Origin of the sequence: Rickettsia sp. Tenjiku01, assembly GCF_001653015.1 — a bacterium.
In the GTDB taxonomy this organism is placed as follows: Bacteria; Pseudomonadota; Alphaproteobacteria; order Rickettsiales; family Rickettsiaceae; genus Rickettsia; species Rickettsia rickettsii.
Window position 1 is genome coordinate 1 of sequence record NZ_BCMR01000028.1, and the last position, 23,685, is coordinate 23,685.

Below are 23,685 nucleotides of genomic sequence, written 5' to 3' on the forward strand. Positions count from 1 at the left end.
TCAAGCTAATTCACTATATAATAGTGGAATGCCGTTATTATGACATGCTTTGATTAATGCTTTATCGTTAGTGGCCATAGGAAGTACCTTCATGCATGGTAGTTAATAAATAAGTTGTATCATATGTAGTAAGATTGTTGGCTCTTGCAGTTTCATTTCATGTATGGAAAAATTTAAATTTGATATATTAATGGGGAGAGAGTTTAAAAAATCTATAATTTTAATAACCTCTACTGATTGTATTCTAGCACGTTTTTCTGCTATTAATATTACATTAGTTACTTCAAGTCTCCAAAGAGGCGGTACTATCACTCTAAACTTATAACAATAATCTAATGTAAAATCTGAATATTTATCACGTTCATCATAAAAGAACCATGAGACAGTTATGGAGCAATCGGCTATAAACGGTTTAGAATTCACCATTTTCTACCTTCATCTCTAAGCTCTTTAATAGTATAAGGAGCTCTAATGTTTTGCCTTTGCGGAATTCTCTTATTTGCTCTACTATATTATCCATTTTAGGTTTTTGAGTTATAATTTTTGCAACCGGCGTATTATGCTTACAAATGGTAATTTGCTCTCCGTCTTGTACACGCTGTATTAGATCAGAAAAATGAGTTTTTGCTTCGAGTAGGTTAATTTGATTAGATAAATTTTGTTGCACATAGGTAATATAATAATAGACTAATTTAATATTACCCTATTTATAAGATTTTATACAGTAACATTAATAGTTTAAATTAATATCTTTGTATAAAACCTAAGATTGACCAATCATTTTTTCAGGTATTACTATTTTATCAAATTTTGCTTCCGATAGAAGATTGAGTTTTTTAGCTGCTTCTTTTAAAGTGATCCCGTGTTTATGTGCTTCTTTAGCAATTTTTGCAGCATTATCATAGCCTATATGCGGATTAAGAGCTGTAACAAGCATTAGAGATTTATCACGTAAATCATTAATGCGTGCTATATTGGGTTCTAATCCTTTAACACAGTGAGTAACAAAGCTATTTACGCTATCGGATAACAGCTCTATAGATTGTAGGATATTGTATATTATTACGGGTTTAAATACGTTAAGTTCAAGATGTCCGTTTGAGCCGGCAATAGTAACCGTAACATGATTTCCCATCACCTGACTGCACACCATTGTTAAAGCTTCGACTTGTGTAGGGTTTACTTTACCGGGCATAATAGAAGAACCAGGTTCATTTTCAGGTAAATGTAGCTCACCAAGACCGCATCTTGGACCGGAGCCGAGCAGTCTTATATCATTTGCTATTTTCATTAAGCTAACTGCTATAGTATTAAGAGTTCCTGAAAATTCTACTAGTGCGTCGTGAGCAGCTAGACTTTCAAATTTATTAGGAGCCGTCTTAAAGGGGTGTTTAGTAAACTCTGCCACTTTCTCGGCAAATTTTATATCAAAGCCTATTTTTGAGTTAATACCTGTACCGACTGCTGTGCCTCCTTGGGCAAGTAGATAAACTTTTTGTAGTGCATTTTCTGTGCGTTCTAAAGCATACTCTATTTGTGTAATATATCCGGAGAATTCTTGTTTAAGAGTTAAAGGAGTTGCATCCTGCAAGTGGGTACGTCCTATTTTTATGATTTTGTCCCAATCTTTTGACTTATCCTGCAAAGAGGTCAGTATATTATTCAAAGCTGGTATCAGTTGCTGTTTAGTTGCAAGTACGGTTGCTATATGCATAGCGGTTGGAAAAGAGTCGTTGGATGATTGTCCTTTATTAACATGATCGTTAGGATGTACTGGAGATTTGCCGCCTTTCTTGCCTGTTAATTCTTCGTTGGCAATAGAGGCAATAACCTCGTTCATATTCATGTTTGTTTGCGTTCCTGAACCTGTTTGCCAAACTACTAAAGGAAAATTATCCTCAAATTCGCCTTCTAAGATTCTATCCGTGGCTTTATCTATACTTATAGCGATTTTAGCTTCTAAATCACCAAACTCATGATTAACCTGTGCTGCACATTTTTTTAAAATAGCAAGAGCACGAATTAAAATTTCAGGCATTTTTTGCTTGCCTATTTTAAAATTTTCTAAAGATCTTTGAGTTTGAGCCCCCCAATAAAATTTTTCTTCTATTTGAATTTCTCCAAAAGAATCACTTTCGGTTCTGTAATTTTTCATAAATTGTTAAATGTTATATAATAATCTATTTTTTTCATAAAATGATCACTTACTGCATTCAAGTCTAATTGCTGGGCTAATTTAGCAAAGCTATAATATAATTTGTCTTTTAAAGAAGCTTTTTTTAGATTCTTAGCAATAAATATTAATGTGCTTTCTATCATAAGATTACGATTAAAACTATAAAATTTTTGCCAATGTTCGTTATATTTAGGTTCGGAAGATGCTATATAATCGGAATATATAGGTTTAGTAATTACTGCTTTACCTTGATATATATCAAATATAGTATCATTAATTAATCTTTCATTCTTGAGGTTATTGATCACTTTATCAAAAAAATTGTTTAATATAGCTGTTGTTATCTCTTTTTCTGTAAGTGCATTTATAAATATGTCTAATTGTTTTTCAAAACTCTCGATAATTTGTTCATTTGGTTCCCTTTTCATGACTTTTCTCTCAAATTAATTGATATAATACAAGTTTATGACTTTAATTTTAGTAGACTAAATATTTATATCGAAGTAAATAAAAAACAATATTTGATTTATTAAAAATATTATTTATGTAATGAATGAAAAATTATAGAAGCGGCATTTGATACATTCAGACTTTCTACTCTCTGAGAAATAGGGATTTTGGCTAAATAATCACATGTTTCTGCAACTAATCTTCGTATGCCTTTATCTTCTGAGCCAAATACCAATACTATTTTGTCGGAAATTAATTTATCAGTAAAGTAGTCATTTGCAGAACCTGTTAGACCTATAATCCAAAAGCCGTGTTTTTTAAGATAATTCATACATGAGCGTAAGTTAGTAACTTTAATTATAGGTATTAATTCTAAAGTACCGCAAGCCACTTTAGCAATGCCGCCGCTTTCATTTGGAGAATTATCTTGAGGTAATATTATAGCATTTATATCAAAAGCAGCGGCACTACGAATAATTGCTCCAATATTTTGTGTGTCTGTTATTTGATCAAGAATCGCAATTTTACATTTTGGATTTGTTATATCTATGTCCTCTAAATTGTAAGAAAAAATTGGTCTAATTTTTGCAGCTATGCCTTGATGTGTTTGGTTTTCCAGTAATTTAGATAAAATATCGTTATTAACAATTTCATAAGCTCTAGTACCTATTAATTTTTTATTTGTCTCAAAAATTTCCCTAGTGCATAAGATATTGTCAATTTGACGTTTTGGATTATTTAGAGCAGAAAATACAGGATGTTTCCCATACATATAATAACAATGTTTAGAATCAAGTTTTTTATTTTGCATCTTATTGAAAACCGTCAGTAATTTGTTCTTGACAGAAACTACTATTTATTATAGAAAGTTACAACTAAATAAATGTGCAAGCTGTTATTTGTTTATTTGATGATTCGGCAAGAAGTTTTATTAAGTCCTAATACTAATTATATATTGTATTTTACAGTGAATTAGTCTATTTAATACAGTAAAGTTCTTTAGGAGGGGTGGCCGAGTGGTCAATGGCAGCAGACTGTAAATCTGCCCGCGTACGCGTTCGAAGGTTCAAATCCTTCTCCCTCCACCACTTAAATGGTTCAGGGAAGCATATCATTTTATTTAAAAATAAAACATAATTGTGTATATTTATAAATCTGAATAAAATTGATATAGCACTGTTAACAAAATAACTTATGAAGTTATTTTATTAATAGTGCCACAATGCGGGTGTAGCTCAATGGTAGAGTTCCAGCCTTCCAAGCTGGCTGTGTGGGTTCGATTCCCATCACCCGCTCCAGAGATAGTGGTAACAAATGAATTTAGCAAAGAAATGCACTTATAAAAAAATAACTTGTATTAAACCTAAAAAATTGTAGAGAGTAATAATATGGCAAAAGCAAAATTTGAACGAACTAAACCGCACGTTAATATAGGTACGATCGGTCACGTAGATCACGGTAAAACTTCCTTAACAGCAGCAATAACTATAGTACTTGCTAAGACAGGTGGAGCACAAGCTACAGCGTATGATCAAATTGATGCTGCTCCTGAAGAAAAAGAAAGAGGTATAACTATTTCTACTGCACACGTAGAATATGAGTCTCAAAATAGACACTATGCACACGTAGATTGTCCGGGACACGCTGACTATGTAAAGAACATGATAACCGGTGCCGCTCAGATGGACGGTGCAATATTAGTAGTTTCTGCTGCTGATGGTCCTATGCCGCAAACTAGAGAGCATATATTACTAGCAAAACAGGTAGGTGTGCCTGCTATGGTAGTATTCTTAAATAAAATAGATATGGTGGATGATCCTGATCTATTAGAACTAGTAGAGATGGAAGTAAGGGAATTATTATCAAAATATGGTTTCCCGGGTGATGAAATACCTATTATTAAAGGTTCTGCACTTCAAGCTTTAGAAGGAAAGCCTGAAGGTGAAAAAGCTATTAATGAGCTAATGGATGCAGTAGATAGCTATATACCGCAGCCTGTAAGAGCTACGGATAAACCTTTCTTAATGCCAATAGAAGATGTATTTTCTATTTCAGGAAGAGGTACTGTTGTAACTGGTAGAGTAGAGTCAGGAATAATTAAGGTAGGTGAGGAAATTGAAATAGTCGGTCTAAAAGATACGCAAAAAACTACCTGTACCGGTGTAGAAATGTTCAGAAAATTACTTGATGAAGGACAAGCCGGAGATAATGTCGGTATATTACTACGCGGTACAAAAAGAGAAGAAGTTGAAAGAGGACAAGTTCTCGCAAAACCTGGTAGCATAAAACCGCATGATAAGTTTGAAGCTGAAGTATATGTGCTTAGTAAAGAAGAAGGTGGACGTCATACCCCATTTACTAATGACTATCGTCCGCAGTTCTATTTTAGAACAACAGATGTTACCGGTACAATAAAATTGCCTGCTGATAAGCAGATGGTTATGCCTGGAGATAATGCTAATTTTACAGTGGAATTAATTAAACCGATTGCGATGCAGGAAGGGTTGAAATTCTCTATACGTGAAGGTGGTAGAACAGTGGGTGCCGGCGTAGTCACTAAAATAAATAATTAATTGATTTTATAAATACCTATTATTTTTTAATAATAGGTATTTATATTTTAAGATGTAATAGACATTTTTCCGAACCGGCTTATAGAGAAGAATTTGAAGGAGGTACGGAATGCAGAACCGCAGCGTATATAACGGACGTGAGGATTCGAGTGCCGGATCGACGTACAAATTACCTCTAGCAGTACAGTTTGGAAAGATGTCTAAAAAAATATCTTGCTGTTTAAATATTAGGTTTACTGAATGAAAAATAAAATCAAAATTCGTTTAAAATCATTTGATCACCGTATTCTTGATCAAGCTACAAAAGAGATAGTGAGTGCTGTTAAAAGAACGTTTGCTAACATTAATGGTCCTATTCCGTTACCTAAAAAAATTGGAAGATTTACCGTAAATAGGTCTCCTCATGTACATAAGAAGTCAAGAGAGCAATTTGAAATTAGAAAGCATAAAAGATTATTAATTATAGGTGATCCGAATCCGGCGGTTGTCGATGCTTTAAGTAAAGTTGATTTAGCAGCAGGTGTTGATGTAGTGATTGAATTAGAGAGTGGGGAATAAATGAGAACCGGTATAATTGCTCAAAAAATTGGGATGACTAGTGTTTTTAATGATAAAGGCGAAAGAATTTCTTTAACATTAGTAAAAGTTGATGATTGTCAAGTAGTAGGACATAAAACTCTAGAAAAACATGGATATAATGCTTTGGTTATAGGTGTAAAAGATAAAAAAATATCTAGAGTAACCAAACCTATGAGACAAGTTTTTGCTAATGCTAAAATCTCTCCTAAAACTAAATTAAAAGAATTTAGAATTTCTGAAGAGAATTTTATTGATATAGCAGCAAGTCTAGAAGTAGACCATTTTACGGCAGGACAATTTGTGGATATAACGGCAACTACTATAGGTAAAGGATTTGCCGGTAGTATGAAAAGACATAATTTTAGAGGTCTTGAAGCTTCTCACGGTGTTTCGATATCCCATCGTTCGCATGGTTCTACAGGACAAAGACAAGATCCAGGAAAGGTTTTCAAAGGCAAAAAAATGGCCGGTCATATGGGATGTAACCAAGTTACTATTCAAAATTTGAAAATATTTGCCGTTGATAAAGAGCGTAAGCTTATTATGATTCAGGGTAGTATACCCGGTCACAAAAATTCGTATCTTTCAGTAAAAGATGCAATAAAAAAGATTTCAATAACTGTATAATAGATATTTAGACATGTTTGTTGAGGTTAAAGATTAACACATTAACAAAACGCCATGCAATATTATTTATATAAAAGTTTTATATAAGACTGTATAAGGTTAAAATAAAGATGAAAACTAAAATATTAAGTCTTGCTAATGAAGAAGTTGGTGAGATTAGCTTAAATGAAGATATATTTGCTGTTGAATTTATCAGAGATGATATAATAAAGCAGGTTATTGATTGGCAGAGAGCTAAGGCAATGTCCGGTAACCACAAAACTAAAACAGTATCAGAAGTATTAGGAACCACAAAAAAACCGTTTAAGCAAAAAGGTACAGGTAATGCAAGACAAGGCTCCTTGAGATCGGTACAGATGCGTGGTGGTGGTGTAGCTCATGGACCTAGAGTACGTAGTCATGCAACGAAATTACCTAAAAAAGTACGAAAACTTGGTTTAATTCATGCTTTATCCGAGAAATGCGCTGAAGGAAAATTATTAGTAATAGATTCTTTAAAGCTAGATAAGCCTAAAACTGCTGCTCTTGTAAATATATTAAACAAATTTCAAGGGAAAAGTTTCTTTGTAATAGACGGAAATGAAGTAGATATTAATTTTTCTTTAGCTGCAAAAAATATTTATAATACTGTGATTGTTCCACAAATAGGAGCCAATGTTTATGATATAATACGACATGAATATGTCCTATTATCACAAGAAGCAGTGAGTGTTTTAGAAGAGAGGTTAAGATGAGTTCTTATAAATACTACGATTTAATTAGAAAACCTATTATTACAGAGAAAACTACAACCCTTTCGGAACAAAATAAATATGCTTTTTATGTAGATAAATTTGCTGAAAAACTTACCCTTAAAAAGGCTATAGAAGAAATATTTAAAGTAAAAGTAAAAAAAGTGAATATTTTAAACGTTAAAGGTAAGAAGAAAAGATTTAAAGGAATTATAGGGACTCAAATCAATAGAAAGAAAGCTATTGTTACATTAGAAAAAGACCATAATATCGATTTTGCCGGAGGAATTAAATAAATGGCTTTAAAAAACTTTAATCCAATTACTCCTTCTCTTAGAGAGTTAGTTCAAGTTGATAAAACTAGTTTATGGAAAGGCAGACCTTTAAAATCTTTGACCAAAGGTATATCTAAAACCGGTGGACGAAATAATCAAGGTAGAATTACTTCTTGGCACAGAGGTGGAGGACACAAAAAATTATATCGTATTATTGATTTTAAAAGAAATAAAATTGATATTTCTGCTATTGTTGAAAGAATAGAGTATGACCCTAATAGAACTGCTTTTATTGCTTTAATAAAATATGAAGATGGGGAATATTCTTATATTCTAGCACCACAAAAATTATCTGTAGGTGATAGAGTAATATCAAGTCAATATGCTGATATAAAAATAGGAAATTGTTTACCTTTAAAATGCATTCCTATCGGTACTACTTTACATAATGTTGAAATGAAAGTCGGCAAGGGCGGTCAAATTGCAAGGTCTGCAGGTACTTCAGTAGATCTAGTGGGTAAAGATTCAGGATATGCTCAGATTAAATTAAGATCAGGTGAATTTAGGTTAGTACCTTTAGATTGTAAAGCTACTATAGGTAGTATATCTAACCCGGATCAAAAAAATATTAATTTAGGCAAAGCAGGTAGAAATAGATGGCTAGGTTGGAGACCGCATGTTAGAGGTGTAGCAATGAATCCTGTAGATCACCCTCATGGCGGTGGTGAAGGTAAAACTTCAGGAGGTCGCCATCCTGTTACTCCTTGGGGATTCCCAACAAAGGGTAAGAAGACACGTAAAAATAAACGTACTTCAAAATTTATCGTAAAGAAAAGAAAATAGATTTTAAATTAATTAGGTATTAGTATGGCACGTTCAATATGGAAAGGGCCTTTTGTAGACGGTTATTTAATCAAGAAAGTTCAAAAATTAATGGGATCAGGTAAATCTGAAATGATTAAAACTTGGTCTAGAAGATCAACGATTTTACCTATTTTTGTAGGGTTTACCTTTTCTGTTCATAATGGAAATAAATTTATTCCGGTTTCTGTAAATGAAGAAATGGTTGGAAGAAAATTAGGTGAGTTTGCCCCTACTAGAACATTTCACGGTCATGGAGCAGATAAAAAAGTCAAAAGAAAATAAAGATTTATATGGTACAGGAAAATAAAAATTTTGCTACGGCACAAGCTAAATCTATTAGAGTAAGTTCAAGGAAGCTCAATTTAGTTGCAGCCTTGATTAGAAATATGAAAGTATCTGAAGCATTGGTACAATTAACTTTTTCTCCTAAAAGAATTGCAAAAGTTGTAAAAGATTGTTTACAATCTGCTGTTGCAAATGCTGAAAATAATTTAGGTCTAGATATAGATAGATTGGTTATTACTAAAGCGACTGTAGGTAAGGCTTTAGTAATGAAAAGAGTTATGCCAAGAGCAAAAGGAAGAGCAACTAGAATAAATAAGTTTTTTAGTAATCTTTATATAACTGTTACAGAAAAAGAGGATAATTAAAATGGGGCAGAAAGTTTGTGCACATGGTTTTAGAGTTGGACCGACTTTAATTAAAGGTTGGGATTCCATATTATATGCAGAAAAACATTATAAAACTCTTTTTATACAAGATTTAAAAATTAGGGATTTAATAAATAAGGGTTTTAATCAAGCCCAAATTAGTAGAGTTTTAATTGAACGCCCTTCTAATAAAAGTATTATAATTAATATTAATGCCAAAAAACCAAATATCATTATCGGTAGAAACGGTAGTGAAATTGATAAGCTAAAAAAAGCTATCGAGAAAATGACTTCTTTAAAAGAAGTTTATATAAATATTCACGAAGTTCGAAAATTTAATATAGATGCTGCTATAGTAGCTCAAACTATAGCACTACAGCTTGAAAAAAGAGTTTCTTTTAGAAAAGCCATGAAAACAGCAATTCAGGCTTCATTTAAACAAGGTGGACAAGGTATCAGGGTTAGTTGTTCAGGACGACTTGGAGGTGCTGAAATTGCTAGAACCGAATGGTATATAGAAGGAAGAATGCCGTTACATACTTTAAGAGCTGATATTGATTATTCAACAGCTGAGGCTATAACTACTTATGGAGTTATAGGGGTTAAAGTGTGGATTTATAAAGGTGAATATACAGAAAATAAAAGATATAATTAATTTTAAGTATTAAAATGTTAGCTCCGAAAAAACAAAAATTTAGAAAAGCTCATAAGGGTAGGGTTGCTTCAACAGCAAAAGCAGGTACGACGCTTGCTTTTGGATCATTTGGTCTAAAATCTATAGATGGTTGGCGTGTTACTGCAAGACAAATAGAAGCAGGAAGAAAAGCTGCTACTAGATGTATGAAAAGGCAAGGAAGATTATGGATTCGCATTTTTCCGGATGTTCCCGTTTCTAAAAAGCCTGCCGAAGTAAGAATGGGTAAAGGTAAAGGTTCTCCTGAATTTTTTGCAGTTAGAGTTTCGCCTGGAAGAATTATGTTTGAAATTGAAGGGGTAGAAGAAAATGTTGCACTTAGAGCTTTGGAGCTTGCAAGTGCAAAATTACCTGTTAGAACAAGGATAGTGAGACGTTATGAATGATTTAAAATTATTAAGAAGTAAGTTATCTACTGAAACAATAGAAGAGCTTTATAAAAACCTTAATCTTTTAAAAAAAGAATTGTTTAATTTAAGATTTCAACAAGCTTTAGGTGATTTAAAAAATACTAGTAGGTTTTCGTTAGTCAAAAAGTCTATAGCACGTATTAAAACTGAATTAACAAAAAGAGCTAATAGTGAGGAATATTAAAATGCCGAAAAGAGTGTTACAAGGCGTGGTTATAAGTTCAAAAGCTGATAAGACGGTTACAGTAAAAGTAGAAAGAAAGTTTAAGCATCCTATTTATAAAAAATTTGTGAAAGTATCTAAAAAATATGCTGCTCATGATTCAGAAAATAAATATCAAGAAGGAGATAAAGTTAGTATAATTGAAAGTCGGCCTATCTCAAAAACCAAAACATGGGTAGTGGTAAATGGGGAATAAAGTTTTTTAATCTTTGACTTTATAAGGTAGATTGTTTATTTTATTTCTCGTATATAAAAAATTGGAAGTAGTTTATGATTCAAATGCAGAGCATCTTGGAAGTTGCAGATAATTCCGGTGCTAAAAAAGTTATGTGTATTAAAGTTTTAGGTGGCTCTCACCATATGGTGGCAAAGCTGGGTGATGTTATAGTTGTATCTGTTAAAGACGCTATACCCGGCGGTAAGGTTAAAAAGGGTGATGTTTATAAAGGCGTGATTGTTCGTACAAAGACTGGAGTAGTAAGACCTGACGGTAGTACAATAAAATTTGATCAAAACGCATTAGTGCTTTTGAATAAACAAGATGAACCTATCGGTACTAGAGTTTTTGGTCCTGTTACAAGAGAACTTAGAGCGAAAAAATATGTTAGAATAATGTCGCTTGCAGAGGAAGTGTTATAAATGATTAAATTAAAAGTAAAAAAAGGTGATGAAGTTGTTGTTATTACCGGAAAGCACAAAGGAAAAAAAGGTAAAATATTAAAAGTGTTCCCGGAGGACAGTAAAGTAATTGTTTCTGGAGTAAATATAGTAAAAAAGCATACTAAATCTAATCAAATGAGTGAAGGTGGGATAATAACTAAAGAATTACCTATACATATCTCAAATATTGCACATATCGATCCAAAAACCGGTAACCCTACCAAGGTAGCTTTTAAATTCTTAGAAGACGGTTCTAAGGTTAGAGTAGCAAAGAAATCAGGGGAAATTATTGGTAAGGAAGGTAAATAATGTTAAGATTTAAAGAATTATATCAGCAAAAAATTATTGAAAACTTACAAAAAAAATTTGCTTATAAAAATAAACACGAAATACCGCAAATTAAGAAAATTGTTATAAATATGGGAGTAGGGGAAGCAACAGCCGATTCCAAAGTAATTAATAATGCAGTAAATGATCTTACTTTGATTTCCGGTCAGAAGCCGGTTGTAACGTTAGCAAGAAAATCTATTGCAACTTTTAAGTTACGCGAAAATATGAAAATAGGTTGCAAGGTTACATTACGTAAAGATAGAATGTATGATTTTTTAGAGAGGTTAGTAATTGTTGCATTACCCCGTGTTAAGGAATTTCGCGGTTTTTCTTATAAAAGTTTTGATGGTAAAGGGAATTTTACTTTTGGATTAAAAGAGCAGATAGTTTTTCCTGAAATTAATTACGATAAAATCGATACAATAAGAGGTATGGATATTACAATCGTTACATCTGCTAAAACAGATCAAGAAAGTAAATTTTTGTTATCAGGGTTTAATTTACCTTTTTATAATTAATTTTTAGGATATATATAATGGCAAAAGTAAGTTCTATAAAAAAGAACGAAAGTAGGAAAAAAAAATCACAAAGATTACATAATAAACGTTTAGCACTAAAAAGTAAAATTTATGATAAAAATATTTCATTAGAAGAGCGTTTTTCTTTGGTAATGTCACTTGCACAATTACCTAGAAATTCATCATCTACTAGAATAAGAAATAGATGTGAGCTTACAGGTAGACCAAGAGGTGTTACAAGAAAGTTTGGTATATCGAGGAATAAGCTTAGAGAATTAATAGGCAGAGGCTTAGTTCCTGGTGTAGTTAAGTCAAGTTGGTAAAAGTCGATAGGTAAATCATATGTCAATGACGGATAATGTAGCAGATATGTTGACTAGAATTAGAAATGCTTATAAAAGCAAATTGATAAATGTTTCTTTTCCTAGTTCTAAAATTAAAACTTCAATTTTAGATGTTTTGCAAAAAGAAGGTTATATAAAAGATTATATAACTACTCAAAAAAATAATATTAGTTATACTGAGGTAGCTTTAAAATACTCTGTTAATGGCGATGCTTCTATATGCGAAATTCATAGAGTATCAAAGCCTGGCAAAAGAGTATATTCTGCTATTAAAGATTTGAAAGGATATTATAATAATATGGGTATATATATTCTTTCTACTCCTTATGGTGTTATGTCTGATAGAGAAGCTCATATTAAAAATGTCGGCGGCGAAGTAATTTGTAAAGTATTTTAAGGTAAAAAATGTCACGTGTTGGAAAATTGCCAATTACTATACCTGAAGGTGTAAAAATTGGTTTAAATGATTTAGAAGTAAAAATATCCGGACCTAAAGGCGAATTATCAAAAACTTTTAAAGGTAATATAGCAATTTCATTGGCAGAAAATAAGCTTTTAGTAAAACCTTTAGTCGCAAATAAAAATGCACGTGCTATGTGGGGTACTGCAAGAAGCATAATATCAAATATGGTTACCGGCGTTAAAGAAGGTTTTAAGCTTAAACTCGAAATTAACGGAGTCGGTTACAGGGCGATGGTAAAAGGTAAATATTTAAATTTAATGCTTGCTAAAAGCCATAATACAAAAATTGAAATACCTTCAGATATTAACATAGAGATGCCTAAGCAAAATATTATTATTCTTGAGGGAACAGATAAAGAAAAATTAGGACAATTTGCTTCAATTATTATAAAACAGAGACCACCTGAGCCTTATAAAGGAAAAGGAATTAAATTTGAAAATCAATTTATACCGCGTAAAGAAGGTAAGAAAAATTAAATTTAAGAGTTAAATATGCGTAGTGCTAAGCTAAAATTTGAAAAAAGAAGAAGTAGAATAAGACATAAAATATCTAAAACATCTAATAGAGTTAGATTATCAATATTTAAGTCAGGTAGACATATATATGCACAAATTATTGATGATGCTAAGTCTATAACGATTGCTGCTGCTTCAACTTTAGATGAGAAAATAAAAAAATTAAAAAAATCTCATTGTAATATTGAAAATGCTATCAAAGTAGGCGAAGAAATAGCAAAAAAAGCTGATTCTGCAGGGATAAAAGCCGTAGTGTTTGATAGAGGCGGATATAAGTATCACGGTGTTGTAAAAGCTCTAGCTGATGCAGCTAGAGAGAAAATAAAATTTTAGGTTATAAGGTTGTAGTAATGTCTAAAGTTAAAAAAAATGACGAGACTTTAAGTGAAGTTTTAGTTGATGTAAATAGAGTTACAAAAGTAGTAAAAGGCGGTAGAAGCTTTGCTTTTTCTGCTTATGTAGTGGTCGGTGATAAAGCCGGCAGAGTCGGAGCAGGACACGGAAAAGCTAAAGAAGTAAATGAAGCTCGAGGAAAGGCAAAACAAGCCGCTAAAAAGAGAATAATGAAAGTACCGTTATATCAAAATAGGACCATTCACCATGACGTTGTCGGTAAAAGTGGAGCTGCTAAAGTGATTTTAAGAAGAGCTAAAGCCGGTACAGGCGTTATAGCCGGAGGATCTATGAGAGCAATTTTTGACTCTTTAGGCGTTCATGATATTGTTGCTAAATCAATAGGTTCAACGAATGTTTACGCAATGATTTCTGCAACATTTGATGCATTAAATAAACTTGCATCACCAAAATCTATTGCTATGAGAAGAGATAAAAAAGTAAATGAAATATCTGTAAAATCTGCTGAAAGTTAATGAATTATGTTGCATAAGTAAGGTGAAGTTATGAATAATAAGATCAATAATATAAAAATTACTCAAGTTCAAAGTGCTATAGGTCGTAAGTATGATCAAAGGTTGATATTAGTTGGGCTTGGTTTAAACAAAATTAATAAGAGCGTTATTCTTGCAAATACTAATTCAATCAAAGGGATGGTTAAAAAAGTAAAGCATTTGTTAAAAATAGAAAATATGTAATTAGAGTTTTTAAATGAAATTAAATGAATTATATAATAATATAGGTGCTAAAAAAAATAAGAAAAGAATAGCACGCGGTATTGGTAGTGGTAAAGGAAAAACCGGCGGTAGAGGAATTAAAGGTCAAAAATCTCGATCCGGCGTTGCAATAAAAGGTTTTGAAGGTGGTCAAACACCTATGATCAAAAGACTACCTAAAAGAGGGTTTAATTGTATTTCAACTAAAAAATACAATATAATAAATATTTATAATATTGAAGAAGCATTAGCCGACGGGCGTTTAAGTGCTGATGATAATATTACGAAAGAAAAATTGGTAGAAGCCAGAGTAGTTAATAATAAAAATAATAAGCAATTAGTGAAATTATTATCTATTTGTAGTGATGATTTCGCTGCTCCTCTATCATTAAAATTAGATGCTTATTCTTCTAAAGCTAAGGATTTAATCGAGAAAGCAGGTGGAAAATTATTATAGTATATGGGGCAGAATTTTTCTAAAAAATCCGGTAATGATTTAGTTAGTCGCATTGTTTTTACTATTCTCATTCTTATAGTATGTAGATTTGGGTCTTTTATACCTATACCTGGTATAGATTCAATTGCTTTAAGTAGTGTGGCTGCAAAGAATCAATCCGGAATACTCGGAATGTTTAATATGCTATCCGGAGGATCGCTAGGTAGAATGTCCATTTTTGCTTTAGCAATTATGCCGTATATTACTGCCTCAATTATTATCCAATTAATGTCAGTTGCATATAAACCTTTGGAAAATTTAAAAAAAGAAGGGGAAGTCGGTAAAAGAAAAGTAAATCAGCTATCGAGATATTTAACGGTTCTGCTTGCTTCTTTTCAGGCTTATGGAGTTGCTCTAAGTTTAGAGTCGATTGTAACAAATACTGGTCCTGTAGTAATCTTAGCGGGTTTTTTCTTTAGAGTTACAACCGTAATTACTTTAGTTGTAGGCACGATGCTATTAATGTGGTTAGGAGAACAAATTACACAACGCGGAATAGGTAATGGTACGTCTTTAATTATATTTATAGGTATAATTTCAGGAGTACCTAGTGCTATTATTAGTATGTTTGAATTATCAAGAAAAGGAGCATTATCGCCTTTAATAGCGATAGCTGTTTGTATTGGAGTAGTTGTATTAATAGCTATAATTATATTTTTTGAAAAAGCCCAAAGAAAATTATTGGTGCAGTATCCTAAAAGACAAGTAGGAAATAAAATTTATGGAGGCGAAGCAACCCATATGCCTCTCAAGTTAAATACTTCTGGTGTAATACCTCCAATATTTGCTAGTTCAATTTTACTATTTCCTGCTACGCTTGCTAATTTTTCTAATAGTAATTCAGAAACTATGGGCATGCTTACTTATTACTTAGGACATGGCAAACCTGTATATATTTTATTATATGTAGCATTAATTATGTTTTTTAGTTTTTTTTATACTGCAATAGTATTTAATTCTGAAGAAACTGCTAATAATTTAAGAAAATACGGTGCTTATATTCCAGGTAAAAGACCAGGAAAAAATACGTCTGATTATTTTGATTATATACTTACAAGGCTTACGGTTATAGGTGGAATATATTTAAGTGTAATATGTGTAATTCCGGAGCTATTAATGAATAAATATGTAATCTCTCTTTCTTTAGGAGGTACGAGTTTTTTAATTGTAGTGAACGTGGTACTTGATACTATGACTCAGATTCAAACTTACTTATTTAGTAGTAAGTATGAAGGTTTAATGAAGAAAGTAAAATTAAAAAATTAAAAATGAGCTTAAATAGTGATAGTAATTTTTTTAGGTCCTCCAGGAGCGGGAAAGGGCACACAAGGAAAAAAGATAGTTAAAAAAATTGATTTACCACATATAGCAATCGGTGATATATTTAGAACAATTATTAAAACATCAACTAGTGAAGCAGAGTTAATTAATAATTATGTTAAGCAAGGGGAGCTTATCCCTAATGAAATAGTTAATCAAGTAATCAAAAATTTTTTATTATCCTCTGAATATAAAAACGGCTACATATTAGATGGATATCCGCGTAATTTAGAGCAAGCGAAATTTTTTGAATCATTTATTAAAGAAAAAATCAAAATAATATATTTTGATGTTTCAGATGAATTATTAATTAAAAGAATTTTAGGAAGATATAGTTGTAAAAATTGCGGTAAAATATATAATAGGTACTTCTTGCAGCCTAAAACTGATAATGTATGTGATGTTTGCGGTTCAAGTACATTTGATTATAGAAAAGACGATAATGAAGAAGTAATAAAAAAAAGAATTGAAGTATATAAAACAGAAACATATCCGTTAATAGATTATTATAAAAATAGTGGTAATTTTTATATAGTTAATGGAAGTAAAAATGAACAAGAAATAGAAATTGATATACAGAAAATACTAAAAATAAATTGACTTTATCAAAGATTTTTATATTATCTTTTAGTTACCAGTAAAATGTTGGAGATTATTTGTGGCAAGAATTGCAAGTGTTAATATTCCTGATAATAAACGTTTAGTTGTGAGTTTAACTTACATTTACGGTCTTGGGTCTACTATGGCAGCAGAGATCTGTAATAAAGTAAAAATATCGAAAGATAAAAAAGTGAAAGAACTGACAGATCAAGAGTTAATAGGCTTACGTAATATTATTGAAAGTGAGTATAAAGTTGAGGGTGATTTAAGACGAGAAGTTACGCTTAATATTAAGAAAAAGAAAGATATAAGATGTTATCAAGGACTTAGACATATACGTAAGTTGCCGGTGAGAGGACAGAACACGCATTCTAATGCTCGAACTAGAAAAGGTAAAGCTATTGCGATAGCCGGAAAGAAAAAAGCTGTAAAATAATAGTTTAAGTATAGAGTATAAATAATGAATCAGACGGTTAAAGTTAAGAAAAAGAAAAAAACTATCACTCTTGGTGTTGTGCATATCCGAGCATCATTTAATAATACTATAGTAACATTTACTGATATTCAAGGTAATACTATTTCTTCTGCATCGGCGGGAGGGAATGGGGTTAAAGGGGCAAGAAAAGCAACACCTTATGCAGCTCAAGTAACAATTGATAGAGCATCGGAAAAAGCAAAAGAATATGGTCTAAAAACTATTTCTATTAGGATTGGAGGACCGGGGGCTCAGCGTGAATCAGCAATGAGAGCTTTATTCGGACAAAATTTTGTGGTTACATCAATTTTAGATGTATCGTCAATTGCTCATAATGGAGTAAGACCGCCAAAAAGAAGACGAGTATAAGAGAATCATAGGTATTAAATGTTATCGTTAAGTAAAAATTGGAATACTTTAATAAAGCCGAATAAAGTCGCTTATGAAAATTTTCCAGAAACCAATAATAAAGCTAAAATTGTAGTTGAACCTTTAGAAAGAGGTTTTGGTTTAACACTCGGTAATGCTATGAGAAGAGTATTACTTTCTTCCTTACAAGGAGCAGCTATCACGTCTATAAAGATCCCTGCTATAGAACATGAATTTTCTTCTATACCCGGTGTAAAAGAAGATGTATCGGAAGTGATTTTAAACATTAAAGGTATTGAAGTAAAAATGCATGTTGCAGAAAAACGTATCATGAAATTAAAAGCAACAGGACCTTGTGTTGTAACGGCCGGTATGATTGAAACAGGTCATGATGTAGAAATACTGAATCCGGATCATGTAATTTGTGATCTAGCTAAGGACAAGCAGCTTGAAATGGAATTAACTTGCAAGATTGGTAAAGGATATGTACTTAGCACAAATAGTTATGAGGATAATTTACCTATTGGTGAAATAGCTATAGATGCTTTATTTAATCCGGTAAAGAGTGTGACTTATAAGGTAGAAAATACTAGGGTAGGTCAGGTTACCGATTATGATAAATTAATTATGTTTGTAGAAACTAACGGTGATGTATTACCTGAGATGGCTGTAGGTTTAGCTGCACGTATTTTACAGGAGCAATTACAATTATTTATTTCTTTTGAAGAACAGGAAGAAGATAAGCAAGTTAAAACTGATGCGTTACCATTTTCACCTTATTTACTTAAGAGAGTTGATGAATTGGAATTATCGGTTAGATCGGCAAATTGTTTGAAAAATGATAATATAATATATATAGGGGATCTAGTAAAAAGAACGGAATCCGATATGCTAAGAACTCCAAATTTCGGTAGAAAATCTTTAAATGAGATTAAAGAAATATTGGCAAAATTTAATTTAAGATTCGGTATGGATGTACCGGATTGGCCACCGGAAAATATTCAGGAATTATCTAAACGTTATGAAGATTCTTATAATTAAGGACTAAAAAATGCGACATAAAATTAAAGGCAGAAAGTTAAATGTAACAAGTAGTCATCGGCAAGCAATGCTCGCTAATATGGCTGTAGCACTTGTAACCCATGAACAAATTAAAACTACTTTACCAAAAGCTAAGGAATTAAGACCTTATATTGAAACTCTAATTACTAAAGCTAAAAAAGCTGATTTAATGGTAAGAAGAAGCGTTTTATCAAAAATAAAAGATAAAACAGCAGTAGAAAAGCTTATAAATATTTTAGGTACCAGATATAAAGATAGACCTGGCGGTTATACTAGAATAATAAAAGCCGGATTCCGTTATGGTGATTTAGCACCGATAGCATATATTGAATTTGTAGATAGAGATATTAATGCTAAAGGAAATATACAGCAAGATGCTAATGAAGAAATTAAAAATTAAAATATAAGGGACTCGGTGATGGCTAATCATTCTTCAGCAAAAAAAGCTGCTAGACAAACAGTAAAAAGAACTCTAATCAATAAAAAACGATCTAGTGCAATAAAAACTTTTATAAAGAAAGTTGTACATGAAATCAGTCTTGGTAATAAAGAAAATGCTAACATAGCTTTATCTGTTGCTCAGTCTAAGATAATGCAAGGTGTGAAAAAAAATATAATTAAATTAAATACCGCCTCAAGAAAAATCAGCAGATTATCAAGGCAAATAAAAAGTTTGAAAGTAAATAACACTTTATAGTAATTTAAAAGCAAAAACTAATAAAATTTTGCTAAATTATTTATATACTTCTTATGAATTATAAATGAGGTTATTTTACTAATTAATAAAAAATATGGGCGATTAGCTCAGCTGGTAGAGTATCTCGTTTACACCGAGAGTGTCGGCGGTTCGAGTCCGTCATCGCCCACCAATCAAAAGTTTTTAGTATTTCAACGAAAATATTAAACAATGAATGAAGCTTAAACTCAAGTTTTTCAATTTTAAATGTTACAATAGTTAAACCTATCAAGAAAAACAGTATCTTTGTGAAATGGCATTTCTAACTAAGTATATATTAGTTAATAATTTAATACCATTGCTAGAAAATTACAAAGTAATTGACGAAATAATCCAGTACAAAAATACTAAATTTTAGCATTTTTTAGTACTTTTGCTAAATTCCTGGGTTCTTTATAGTTATAGTTTTTTATTGTGTAAATCAGGAAACACGTTCAGTGTAATACAATTGACCTCTTCAGACATTCTACTTCTAGAGGTAATTTGTACGTCGATCCTTACCACTCATCCTCACATACTAGTATGTACGCTTCTGTTCAAAGTGAAGTGTCTCTTTCAAATTCCTCTCTAAATCCTTCTTTCTGAAGAAGTCTAATAAAGTTTACGTTAATTCGTTGACAAGAAAAAACGAGAAGAGATTGATATAGCTAGGGTTAAATAAAAATGGTATGCTATTAATTTGTCATCCCGTGGCTTGACCACGGGATCCAAAACTTTTTAAGGTTTTCTGGATACCGGGAACAAGTCCCGGTATGACAGTTTATATCTTTTTTATCTTGCTTTAGCCATAGTTACGTATTAATATTATACATTACTTGGCTGATTGTTTTTGGAACCTGCGGTCAAGCGAACTAGAATGACATGGGTGGAATCGATCTGCGTAATAATGCTATATTGTGGTCAACAAGCCATGGTATGACACTGAATAAATTTCCTGATCCATACGAGTTTTTAGAATCTTTCATATACAGCATAATTCATAAAGCTTGATACAAGCGAATTTTGTACTATCGCCTTTGCTCACATATTAATATACGCCTAGCTCACTCGCCTTGAAATTTATCTTGTCAGAACCTTTCTGAATTCTACTGTAATTCTTTTCCGCATTATTTATTACTTTTGCCGTTATTTTTACTAGATTTTCAAAAAAAATAGCAAAGTATAAATTGTACGAGGAAGTGGAAGTTAAAGCAGCTAATAAAGTAAAATGATAGTTGTTTAAATACAATGTAACCAAAAGCTATTAATCTATTTAAAGTTAAAAAATTATTTATTATTACAATTTTAACTTAACAAAAAATAAAAAATAACTTTTATGGAAGATATAGGCTCTGGGAAAAAAGTTTGAAATATACGTTTACGCTAAAAAATTACTTGATAAACTCGAAAATTTACACACTAAAGTAAAAATATCCTATTAATATAGAGGAGGTTAAAAAAGGCATTTACTACGCTCGTAAATATCACGGTTCTTAAATATGTCAATCAGGTGATCCTTATTACTCCCATCCGATTGAGGTGACGATTATGATTGCAGAGTTTGTAGCTGAAGAAGTTCCTAAGCTTTTTACGACCATAATGCTACAAGCTGCGTTACTTCATGATACTATTGAGGATACAGAATTAACTGAAGAAATGATTAACGGCATTTTTGGAGCAGGAGGTAGCAAAACATGTAGAAGACCTCACTAGAATTAAACCTTATGGGAAAATTACTGCTGAAGAAAGCTTAAATCTATTAATTAAACAGCAAAGATATAATACGGCACTTATAAAACTTTTTGATAGAGTCCATAATATACAGACTTTAGGAGCTAAATCACCTGAGAAAGCTAAAAAAATTATTGAAGAGACTTTAATAAATTTTGTAACTATAGCTGCATACTTTAAAATTCCAGTAATAAAAGAAGGGCTCTTATTTTTATGTTATCAGTATCTATATCCTAAAGATTATCAGCTGGAACGGTCACTAACGAAGTTTGAGGATAACTTTCAACCACTTTATCCAGCTTTTCAAAATATAATATTCCCCACGTAAAACCTATACTTACTGGAATTAATATAAACAATACTCCCCAATTATCAAAATATTTAACTAAAAAAACTAGTCCAAAAGAGGTAATAATATGCATTAAGCTTGTGATAAAGCAAATAACCAAAAATTAATAACTTAAACTTTATAAGAATTAATGGATATATTTTATAGCATAGAGAAGTTCATATTATATATGAACCTAAATTTACTATTGAGACAATAAAATTATTATGTATGATCTGTTCACTGGTATAATCAAAGGTATTTTTTAATATATTACTACAATGTGAGTAGGTAAAATAAAATGATACCAGGCCATGCAACATTCAATTAAAAAATAAGCCAAACAGGTTTTTTTTATTGACCTTTTCTTGTAGCAGAAAATGGTTTTTTAATTTTTATATCTCCTTTTTCAATAGCATCAGCTAAGCTTTCTTGAAGTTGGTGTTTTGCATCTGCAAATACAGGAGTTTCCTATAAAGTAGTTCGTGCAGTTAGTCCAATCACGGCAATAACTGCTCCCATCCAAAAGGCTATACGACAACTAAAACTATAGCTGGTAACTATAGATGCTATACTGAGTGCTGCAACGCCTCCTACAGTAGATGCTGTGACAATCATAGCCACGATATTGAGTAGGAGGTTTTGTGATTTCGGTTAAGTAAATTTGAGCCCCCATAATCTCGCCCATTGATTAGATCCCTTGAGCAACTCTACATAATGTTATAACTAAGTAGCAAGCTATACCTATTTCTGAGTAAGGAGCAAGAGTCGCTGTAATAGTAATTGCCATAATAGCTGTGGTGATAATAACAGTTGCTTTTCTGCCTATATTGTCACCAATCCAACCAAATATTATATAGCCCCTACCGGTCTAAAAACGAAAGTAGAACAAAACGTAAAAGCATTAAGAAGTGCATTAACAAAAGGATCATACTTAGGAAAAAATAAATCACTTAAAAGTATTACCATATGCACGTAAAGCATTAGGTCACAATACTCAAGAAATATACCAATAGATAAATAGTCCTATTGCTTCTTTTTGCGTATGTGTTAAGCTTCTTGGTTCTTGCTCATAGCCGAGTATAATTTCTTTACAAAAGTTAAATTGTAAAGAAATTATACTGTTTTATATAAAAGTCAATAGGAAATTTTGCTAAGAAGTCTATTGATGATTTCCTATTTTACCTTATTAACCCTAAATCTTTTTTTCAATTCTTTTTATATAATTATTTGGCGTACCTGTATTTTTATTAGAAATAGTATTATTAATTAATTGTTTCCCAATTCTATTTACTATATTTTCTGTGCCGCTTAGTTCTAATTTCTTTTTTTACTGTATCGTTTTGTATTCCTTATGATCGTTAGTATTTGTATTTTCAACTGTTTTTGTTAACACGCTTTTATGAGTAGTTATTTGTTTCGGTTGTTTATAAAAAGGACTATGTGCCCTATCTATATCTTTTAGTATATCTACTATTATATTTTGTGATGTTATTTCTTCACTAAGCTGATTAAATCGCTGTTGTTTTTCTTGATCGGTAAATCTAAAGTAATTCTTATCTTGTAGTAATGCGTTTAATGCTACAGTTTGAATAGTGTGTTTATATCCTATCTCTGCTTCTTGTGTTTCTTGATTAATATTATGGTTTAGCTCCTTAATTAACTTTATCCTATCCTGGATCTGATTGACCGAATCTTTAGAACCTTTTAATGATTGTAATCCTATATTTATTGATGAAATTATTGGTGCTACATTATTACCGACTATAGTTGCTGATATCCCCGCCACGTTTACTATATTATTTATTACATTTGTTATAACCGATGCTATAAATAATGATTTAGTACCTTTATTACTTTTGTCTTTCGTTTGTTGCTGCTCATTTCATTATGTATATATAAATCATCTTTTAAAATATCTTTTAACTTTGGATCAATTTTTAGAAGAGCTTGTTGTTTACTCAAATCATCACGATGTTTTTCTAATAATTTATTTTCTTGTGTAAGAAGACGTATCTTGCGAGATGTACTACATCTATTATGGCTTTACCTACTATAGATGTTGTCATGGCAGCAGCTGATACAAACATAAATGGAGCTGTGGCAGGTGCTATAGTTGCCAGCATAATACTACTTGCTATTAATCCGAGTACGCTAGCTGTGGTTTTATTAAAAAGAATTTTTCCTGTTACGTTGCTTATTTTCTTTATATTACCCCATTTTTGAGGTCTTAATACTATTATTTATAATACTGGATGTGCTTGAGTTATTTTGTGCTTTATACTCACTTTTATAAATTAGTATTGGGGTGTTGTTCATGGGTGGTTAAGGCGTGTGTGCCTCTACGCATTAATTGCTGTATCCGTTCTTGCTCTATTATATATAAATCATCTTTACT

General features: G+C 31.5%; 37 protein-coding genes, 3 tRNA genes and 2 pseudogenes. 35 read left to right on the forward strand and 7 right to left on the reverse strand.

Annotation, left to right across the window (positions count from 1 at the left end):
- Positions 1-102: 102 nt before the first annotated feature.
- The 5 genes and pseudogenes from TENJIKU01_RS06400 to rlmB all read right to left on the reverse strand — a co-directional run bounded on the left by TENJIKU01_RS06400 (position 103) and on the right by rlmB (position 3,437).
- A complete protein-coding gene (locus TENJIKU01_RS06400; protein WP_064429632.1) occupies positions 103-426 on the reverse strand; it encodes a type II toxin-antitoxin system VapC family toxin in 324 nt (107 codons plus the stop codon).
- A pseudogene (locus tag TENJIKU01_RS06405) lies at positions 420-667 on the reverse strand (type II toxin-antitoxin system Phd/YefM family antitoxin). The gene TENJIKU01_RS06400 and the pseudogene TENJIKU01_RS06405 overlap by 7 nt, the downstream one beginning before the upstream one ends.
- Positions 668-763: 96 nt before the next feature.
- On the reverse strand, positions 764-2,155 hold the full coding sequence (gene fumC, locus TENJIKU01_RS06410) for a class II fumarate hydratase (RefSeq protein ID WP_064429634.1): 1,392 nt from the start codon (positions 2,153-2,155) through the stop codon (positions 764-766).
- Positions 2,152-2,604 (reverse strand): hypothetical protein, encoded by a 453-nt coding sequence (locus TENJIKU01_RS06415; RefSeq protein ID WP_064429635.1) that lies wholly within the window; start codon positions 2,602-2,604, stop codon positions 2,152-2,154. The genes fumC and TENJIKU01_RS06415 overlap by 4 nt, the downstream gene beginning before the upstream one ends.
- A gap of 110 nt (positions 2,605-2,714) precedes the next feature.
- Positions 2,715-3,437: a 23S rRNA (guanosine(2251)-2'-O)-methyltransferase RlmB gene (gene rlmB, locus TENJIKU01_RS06420; protein WP_064429636.1), complete on the reverse strand. Its 723-nt coding sequence runs from the start codon at positions 3,435-3,437 to the stop codon at positions 2,715-2,717.
- 191 nt (positions 3,438-3,628) lie between these two features.
- Here rlmB and TENJIKU01_RS06425 point away from each other — a divergent pair.
- The 34 genes and pseudogenes from TENJIKU01_RS06425 (at position 3,629) to TENJIKU01_RS06585 (ending at position 21,287) form a co-directional block, all read left to right on the forward strand.
- A tRNA-Tyr gene (locus TENJIKU01_RS06425) sits at positions 3,629-3,714 on the forward strand.
- Between the two features lie 136 nt (positions 3,715-3,850).
- Positions 3,851-3,924 (forward strand) — tRNA-Gly (locus TENJIKU01_RS06430).
- A 90-nt stretch (positions 3,925-4,014) separates the two neighbouring features.
- Positions 4,015-5,199 (forward strand): elongation factor Tu, encoded by a 1,185-nt coding sequence (tuf, locus tag TENJIKU01_RS06435; protein WP_064429637.1) that lies wholly within the window; start codon positions 4,015-4,017, stop codon positions 5,197-5,199.
- A gap of 109 nt (positions 5,200-5,308) precedes the next feature.
- On the forward strand, positions 5,309-5,443 hold the full coding sequence (locus TENJIKU01_RS07985; RefSeq protein WP_082894555.1) for a palindromic element RPE1 domain-containing protein: 135 nt from the start codon (positions 5,309-5,311) through the stop codon (positions 5,441-5,443).
- Positions 5,440-5,757 carry a 30S ribosomal protein S10 gene (rpsJ, locus tag TENJIKU01_RS06440; protein WP_064429638.1) on the forward strand — a complete coding sequence of 106 codons (318 nt, stop codon included), beginning with the start codon at positions 5,440-5,442 and terminating at the stop codon, positions 5,755-5,757. Before TENJIKU01_RS07985 ends, rpsJ begins: the two co-directional genes overlap by 4 nt.
- On the forward strand, positions 5,758-6,405 hold the full coding sequence (gene rplC, locus TENJIKU01_RS06445; RefSeq protein WP_012151152.1) for a 50S ribosomal protein L3: 648 nt from the start codon (positions 5,758-5,760) through the stop codon (positions 6,403-6,405).
- Positions 6,406-6,515: 110 nt separating this feature from the next.
- Positions 6,516-7,139: a 50S ribosomal protein L4 gene (gene rplD, locus TENJIKU01_RS06450; RefSeq protein ID WP_064429639.1), complete on the forward strand. Its 624-nt coding sequence runs from the start codon at positions 6,516-6,518 to the stop codon at positions 7,137-7,139.
- Positions 7,136-7,432: a 50S ribosomal protein L23 gene (gene rplW / locus TENJIKU01_RS06455; RefSeq protein ID WP_014120997.1), complete on the forward strand. Its 297-nt coding sequence runs from the start codon at positions 7,136-7,138 to the stop codon at positions 7,430-7,432. The genes rplD and rplW overlap by 4 nt, the downstream gene beginning before the upstream one ends.
- The gene (gene rplB, locus TENJIKU01_RS06460; protein WP_064429640.1) at positions 7,433-8,254 is read left to right on the forward strand and encodes a 50S ribosomal protein L2; all 822 of its coding nucleotides are present in this window, start codon (positions 7,433-7,435) and stop codon (positions 8,252-8,254) included.
- A gap of 24 nt (positions 8,255-8,278) precedes the next feature.
- Positions 8,279-8,557: a 30S ribosomal protein S19 gene (gene rpsS, locus TENJIKU01_RS06465; RefSeq protein WP_064429641.1), complete on the forward strand. Its 279-nt coding sequence runs from the start codon at positions 8,279-8,281 to the stop codon at positions 8,555-8,557.
- An 8-nt stretch (positions 8,558-8,565) separates the two neighbouring features.
- The gene (gene rplV, locus TENJIKU01_RS06470; RefSeq protein ID WP_064429642.1) at positions 8,566-8,925 is read left to right on the forward strand and encodes a 50S ribosomal protein L22; all 360 of its coding nucleotides are present in this window, start codon (positions 8,566-8,568) and stop codon (positions 8,923-8,925) included.
- A 1-nt stretch (position 8,926) separates the two neighbouring features.
- The gene (gene rpsC, locus TENJIKU01_RS06475) at positions 8,927-9,580 is read left to right on the forward strand and encodes a 30S ribosomal protein S3 (protein ID WP_010977584.1); all 654 of its coding nucleotides are present in this window, start codon (positions 8,927-8,929) and stop codon (positions 9,578-9,580) included.
- A gap of 14 nt (positions 9,581-9,594) precedes the next feature.
- Positions 9,595-10,005 (forward strand): 50S ribosomal protein L16, encoded by a 411-nt coding sequence (gene rplP, locus TENJIKU01_RS06480; protein WP_004997806.1) that lies wholly within the window; start codon positions 9,595-9,597, stop codon positions 10,003-10,005.
- A complete protein-coding gene (gene rpmC / locus TENJIKU01_RS06485; protein ID WP_004997809.1) occupies positions 9,998-10,213 on the forward strand; it encodes a 50S ribosomal protein L29 in 216 nt (71 codons plus the stop codon). Before rplP ends, rpmC begins: the two co-directional genes overlap by 8 nt.
- Before the next feature lies 1 nt (position 10,214).
- On the forward strand, positions 10,215-10,448 hold the full coding sequence (gene rpsQ, locus TENJIKU01_RS06490; RefSeq protein WP_004997812.1) for a 30S ribosomal protein S17: 234 nt from the start codon (positions 10,215-10,217) through the stop codon (positions 10,446-10,448).
- 74 nt (positions 10,449-10,522) lie between these two features.
- Positions 10,523-10,891 (forward strand): 50S ribosomal protein L14, encoded by a 369-nt coding sequence (gene rplN / locus TENJIKU01_RS06495; protein WP_004997813.1) that lies wholly within the window; start codon positions 10,523-10,525, stop codon positions 10,889-10,891.
- A complete protein-coding gene (gene rplX, locus TENJIKU01_RS06500; protein WP_064429643.1) occupies positions 10,892-11,221 on the forward strand; it encodes a 50S ribosomal protein L24 in 330 nt (109 codons plus the stop codon).
- Positions 11,221-11,760 (forward strand): 50S ribosomal protein L5, encoded by a 540-nt coding sequence (gene rplE / locus TENJIKU01_RS06505; RefSeq protein WP_064429644.1) that lies wholly within the window; start codon positions 11,221-11,223, stop codon positions 11,758-11,760. The genes rplX and rplE overlap by 1 nt, the downstream gene beginning before the upstream one ends.
- Positions 11,761-11,777: 17 nt before the next feature.
- Positions 11,778-12,083 (forward strand): 30S ribosomal protein S14, encoded by a 306-nt coding sequence (gene rpsN / locus TENJIKU01_RS06510; RefSeq protein ID WP_064429645.1) that lies wholly within the window; start codon positions 11,778-11,780, stop codon positions 12,081-12,083.
- A gap of 19 nt (positions 12,084-12,102) precedes the next feature.
- A complete protein-coding gene (rpsH, locus tag TENJIKU01_RS06515; RefSeq protein WP_010977581.1) occupies positions 12,103-12,501 on the forward strand; it encodes a 30S ribosomal protein S8 in 399 nt (132 codons plus the stop codon).
- Positions 12,502-12,509: 8 nt separating this feature from the next.
- A complete protein-coding gene (gene rplF, locus TENJIKU01_RS06520; RefSeq protein WP_064429646.1) occupies positions 12,510-13,043 on the forward strand; it encodes a 50S ribosomal protein L6 in 534 nt (177 codons plus the stop codon).
- A gap of 15 nt (positions 13,044-13,058) precedes the next feature.
- Positions 13,059-13,415 carry a 50S ribosomal protein L18 gene (gene rplR, locus TENJIKU01_RS06525; protein WP_064429647.1) on the forward strand — a complete coding sequence of 119 codons (357 nt, stop codon included), beginning with the start codon at positions 13,059-13,061 and terminating at the stop codon, positions 13,413-13,415.
- A 17-nt stretch (positions 13,416-13,432) separates the two neighbouring features.
- On the forward strand, positions 13,433-13,951 hold the full coding sequence (rpsE, locus tag TENJIKU01_RS06530; protein WP_064429648.1) for a 30S ribosomal protein S5: 519 nt from the start codon (positions 13,433-13,435) through the stop codon (positions 13,949-13,951).
- A 30-nt stretch (positions 13,952-13,981) separates the two neighbouring features.
- Positions 13,982-14,173 (forward strand): 50S ribosomal protein L30, encoded by a 192-nt coding sequence (rpmD, locus tag TENJIKU01_RS06535; protein ID WP_014014624.1) that lies wholly within the window; start codon positions 13,982-13,984, stop codon positions 14,171-14,173.
- A gap of 13 nt (positions 14,174-14,186) precedes the next feature.
- Complete coding sequence (gene rplO, locus TENJIKU01_RS06540) at positions 14,187-14,648, forward strand: 50S ribosomal protein L15 (RefSeq protein ID WP_064429649.1); 462 nt, start codon at positions 14,187-14,189, stop codon at positions 14,646-14,648.
- Between the two features lie 3 nt (positions 14,649-14,651).
- Positions 14,652-15,953 carry a preprotein translocase subunit SecY gene (gene secY, locus TENJIKU01_RS06545; RefSeq protein WP_014408909.1) on the forward strand — a complete coding sequence of 434 codons (1,302 nt, stop codon included), beginning with the start codon at positions 14,652-14,654 and terminating at the stop codon, positions 15,951-15,953.
- Positions 15,954-15,968: 15 nt separating this feature from the next.
- Positions 15,969-16,607, forward strand: coding sequence for an adenylate kinase (locus tag TENJIKU01_RS06550; RefSeq protein WP_064429650.1), 639 nt, complete (start codon positions 15,969-15,971; stop codon positions 16,605-16,607).
- 58 nt (positions 16,608-16,665) lie between these two features.
- Positions 16,666-17,043, forward strand: coding sequence for a 30S ribosomal protein S13 (gene rpsM, locus TENJIKU01_RS06555; RefSeq protein WP_064429651.1), 378 nt, complete (start codon positions 16,666-16,668; stop codon positions 17,041-17,043).
- 24 nt (positions 17,044-17,067) lie between these two features.
- A complete protein-coding gene (gene rpsK / locus TENJIKU01_RS06560; protein WP_064429652.1) occupies positions 17,068-17,451 on the forward strand; it encodes a 30S ribosomal protein S11 in 384 nt (127 codons plus the stop codon).
- An 18-nt stretch (positions 17,452-17,469) separates the two neighbouring features.
- Positions 17,470-18,492 (forward strand): DNA-directed RNA polymerase subunit alpha, encoded by a 1,023-nt coding sequence (locus TENJIKU01_RS06565; protein WP_064429653.1) that lies wholly within the window; start codon positions 17,470-17,472, stop codon positions 18,490-18,492.
- Positions 18,493-18,502: 10 nt separating this feature from the next.
- The gene (rplQ, locus tag TENJIKU01_RS06570) at positions 18,503-18,913 is read left to right on the forward strand and encodes a 50S ribosomal protein L17 (protein WP_004997844.1); all 411 of its coding nucleotides are present in this window, start codon (positions 18,503-18,505) and stop codon (positions 18,911-18,913) included.
- Between the two features lie 18 nt (positions 18,914-18,931).
- Positions 18,932-19,210 carry a 30S ribosomal protein S20 gene (gene rpsT / locus TENJIKU01_RS06575; protein ID WP_004997845.1) on the forward strand — a complete coding sequence of 93 codons (279 nt, stop codon included), beginning with the start codon at positions 18,932-18,934 and terminating at the stop codon, positions 19,208-19,210.
- Positions 19,211-19,306: 96 nt separating this feature from the next.
- Positions 19,307-19,382: transfer RNA gene (locus TENJIKU01_RS06580), tRNA-Val, on the forward strand.
- A 1,182-nt stretch (positions 19,383-20,564) separates the two neighbouring features.
- Positions 20,565-21,287, forward strand: a pseudogene (locus tag TENJIKU01_RS06585) (HD domain-containing protein).
- Between the two features lie 471 nt (positions 21,288-21,758).
- On the opposite strand, the gene TENJIKU01_RS06590 reads toward TENJIKU01_RS06585, so the two are convergent.
- On the reverse strand, positions 21,759-21,905 hold the full coding sequence (locus TENJIKU01_RS06590) for a hypothetical protein (RefSeq protein ID WP_227780100.1): 147 nt from the start codon (positions 21,903-21,905) through the stop codon (positions 21,759-21,761).
- Positions 21,906-22,617: 712 nt separating this feature from the next.
- Positions 22,618-23,076, reverse strand: a complete 459-nt coding sequence (locus TENJIKU01_RS10005) for a hypothetical protein (RefSeq protein WP_227780105.1) — start codon at positions 23,074-23,076, stop codon at positions 22,618-22,620.
- A 251-nt stretch (positions 23,077-23,327) separates the two neighbouring features.
- On the opposite strand from TENJIKU01_RS10005, the gene TENJIKU01_RS08015 reads away from it, so the two are divergent.
- The gene (locus tag TENJIKU01_RS08015) at positions 23,328-23,513 is read left to right on the forward strand and encodes a hypothetical protein (protein ID WP_227780106.1); all 186 of its coding nucleotides are present in this window, start codon (positions 23,328-23,330) and stop codon (positions 23,511-23,513) included.
- The last annotated feature ends 172 nt before the right edge of the window (positions 23,514-23,685 follow it).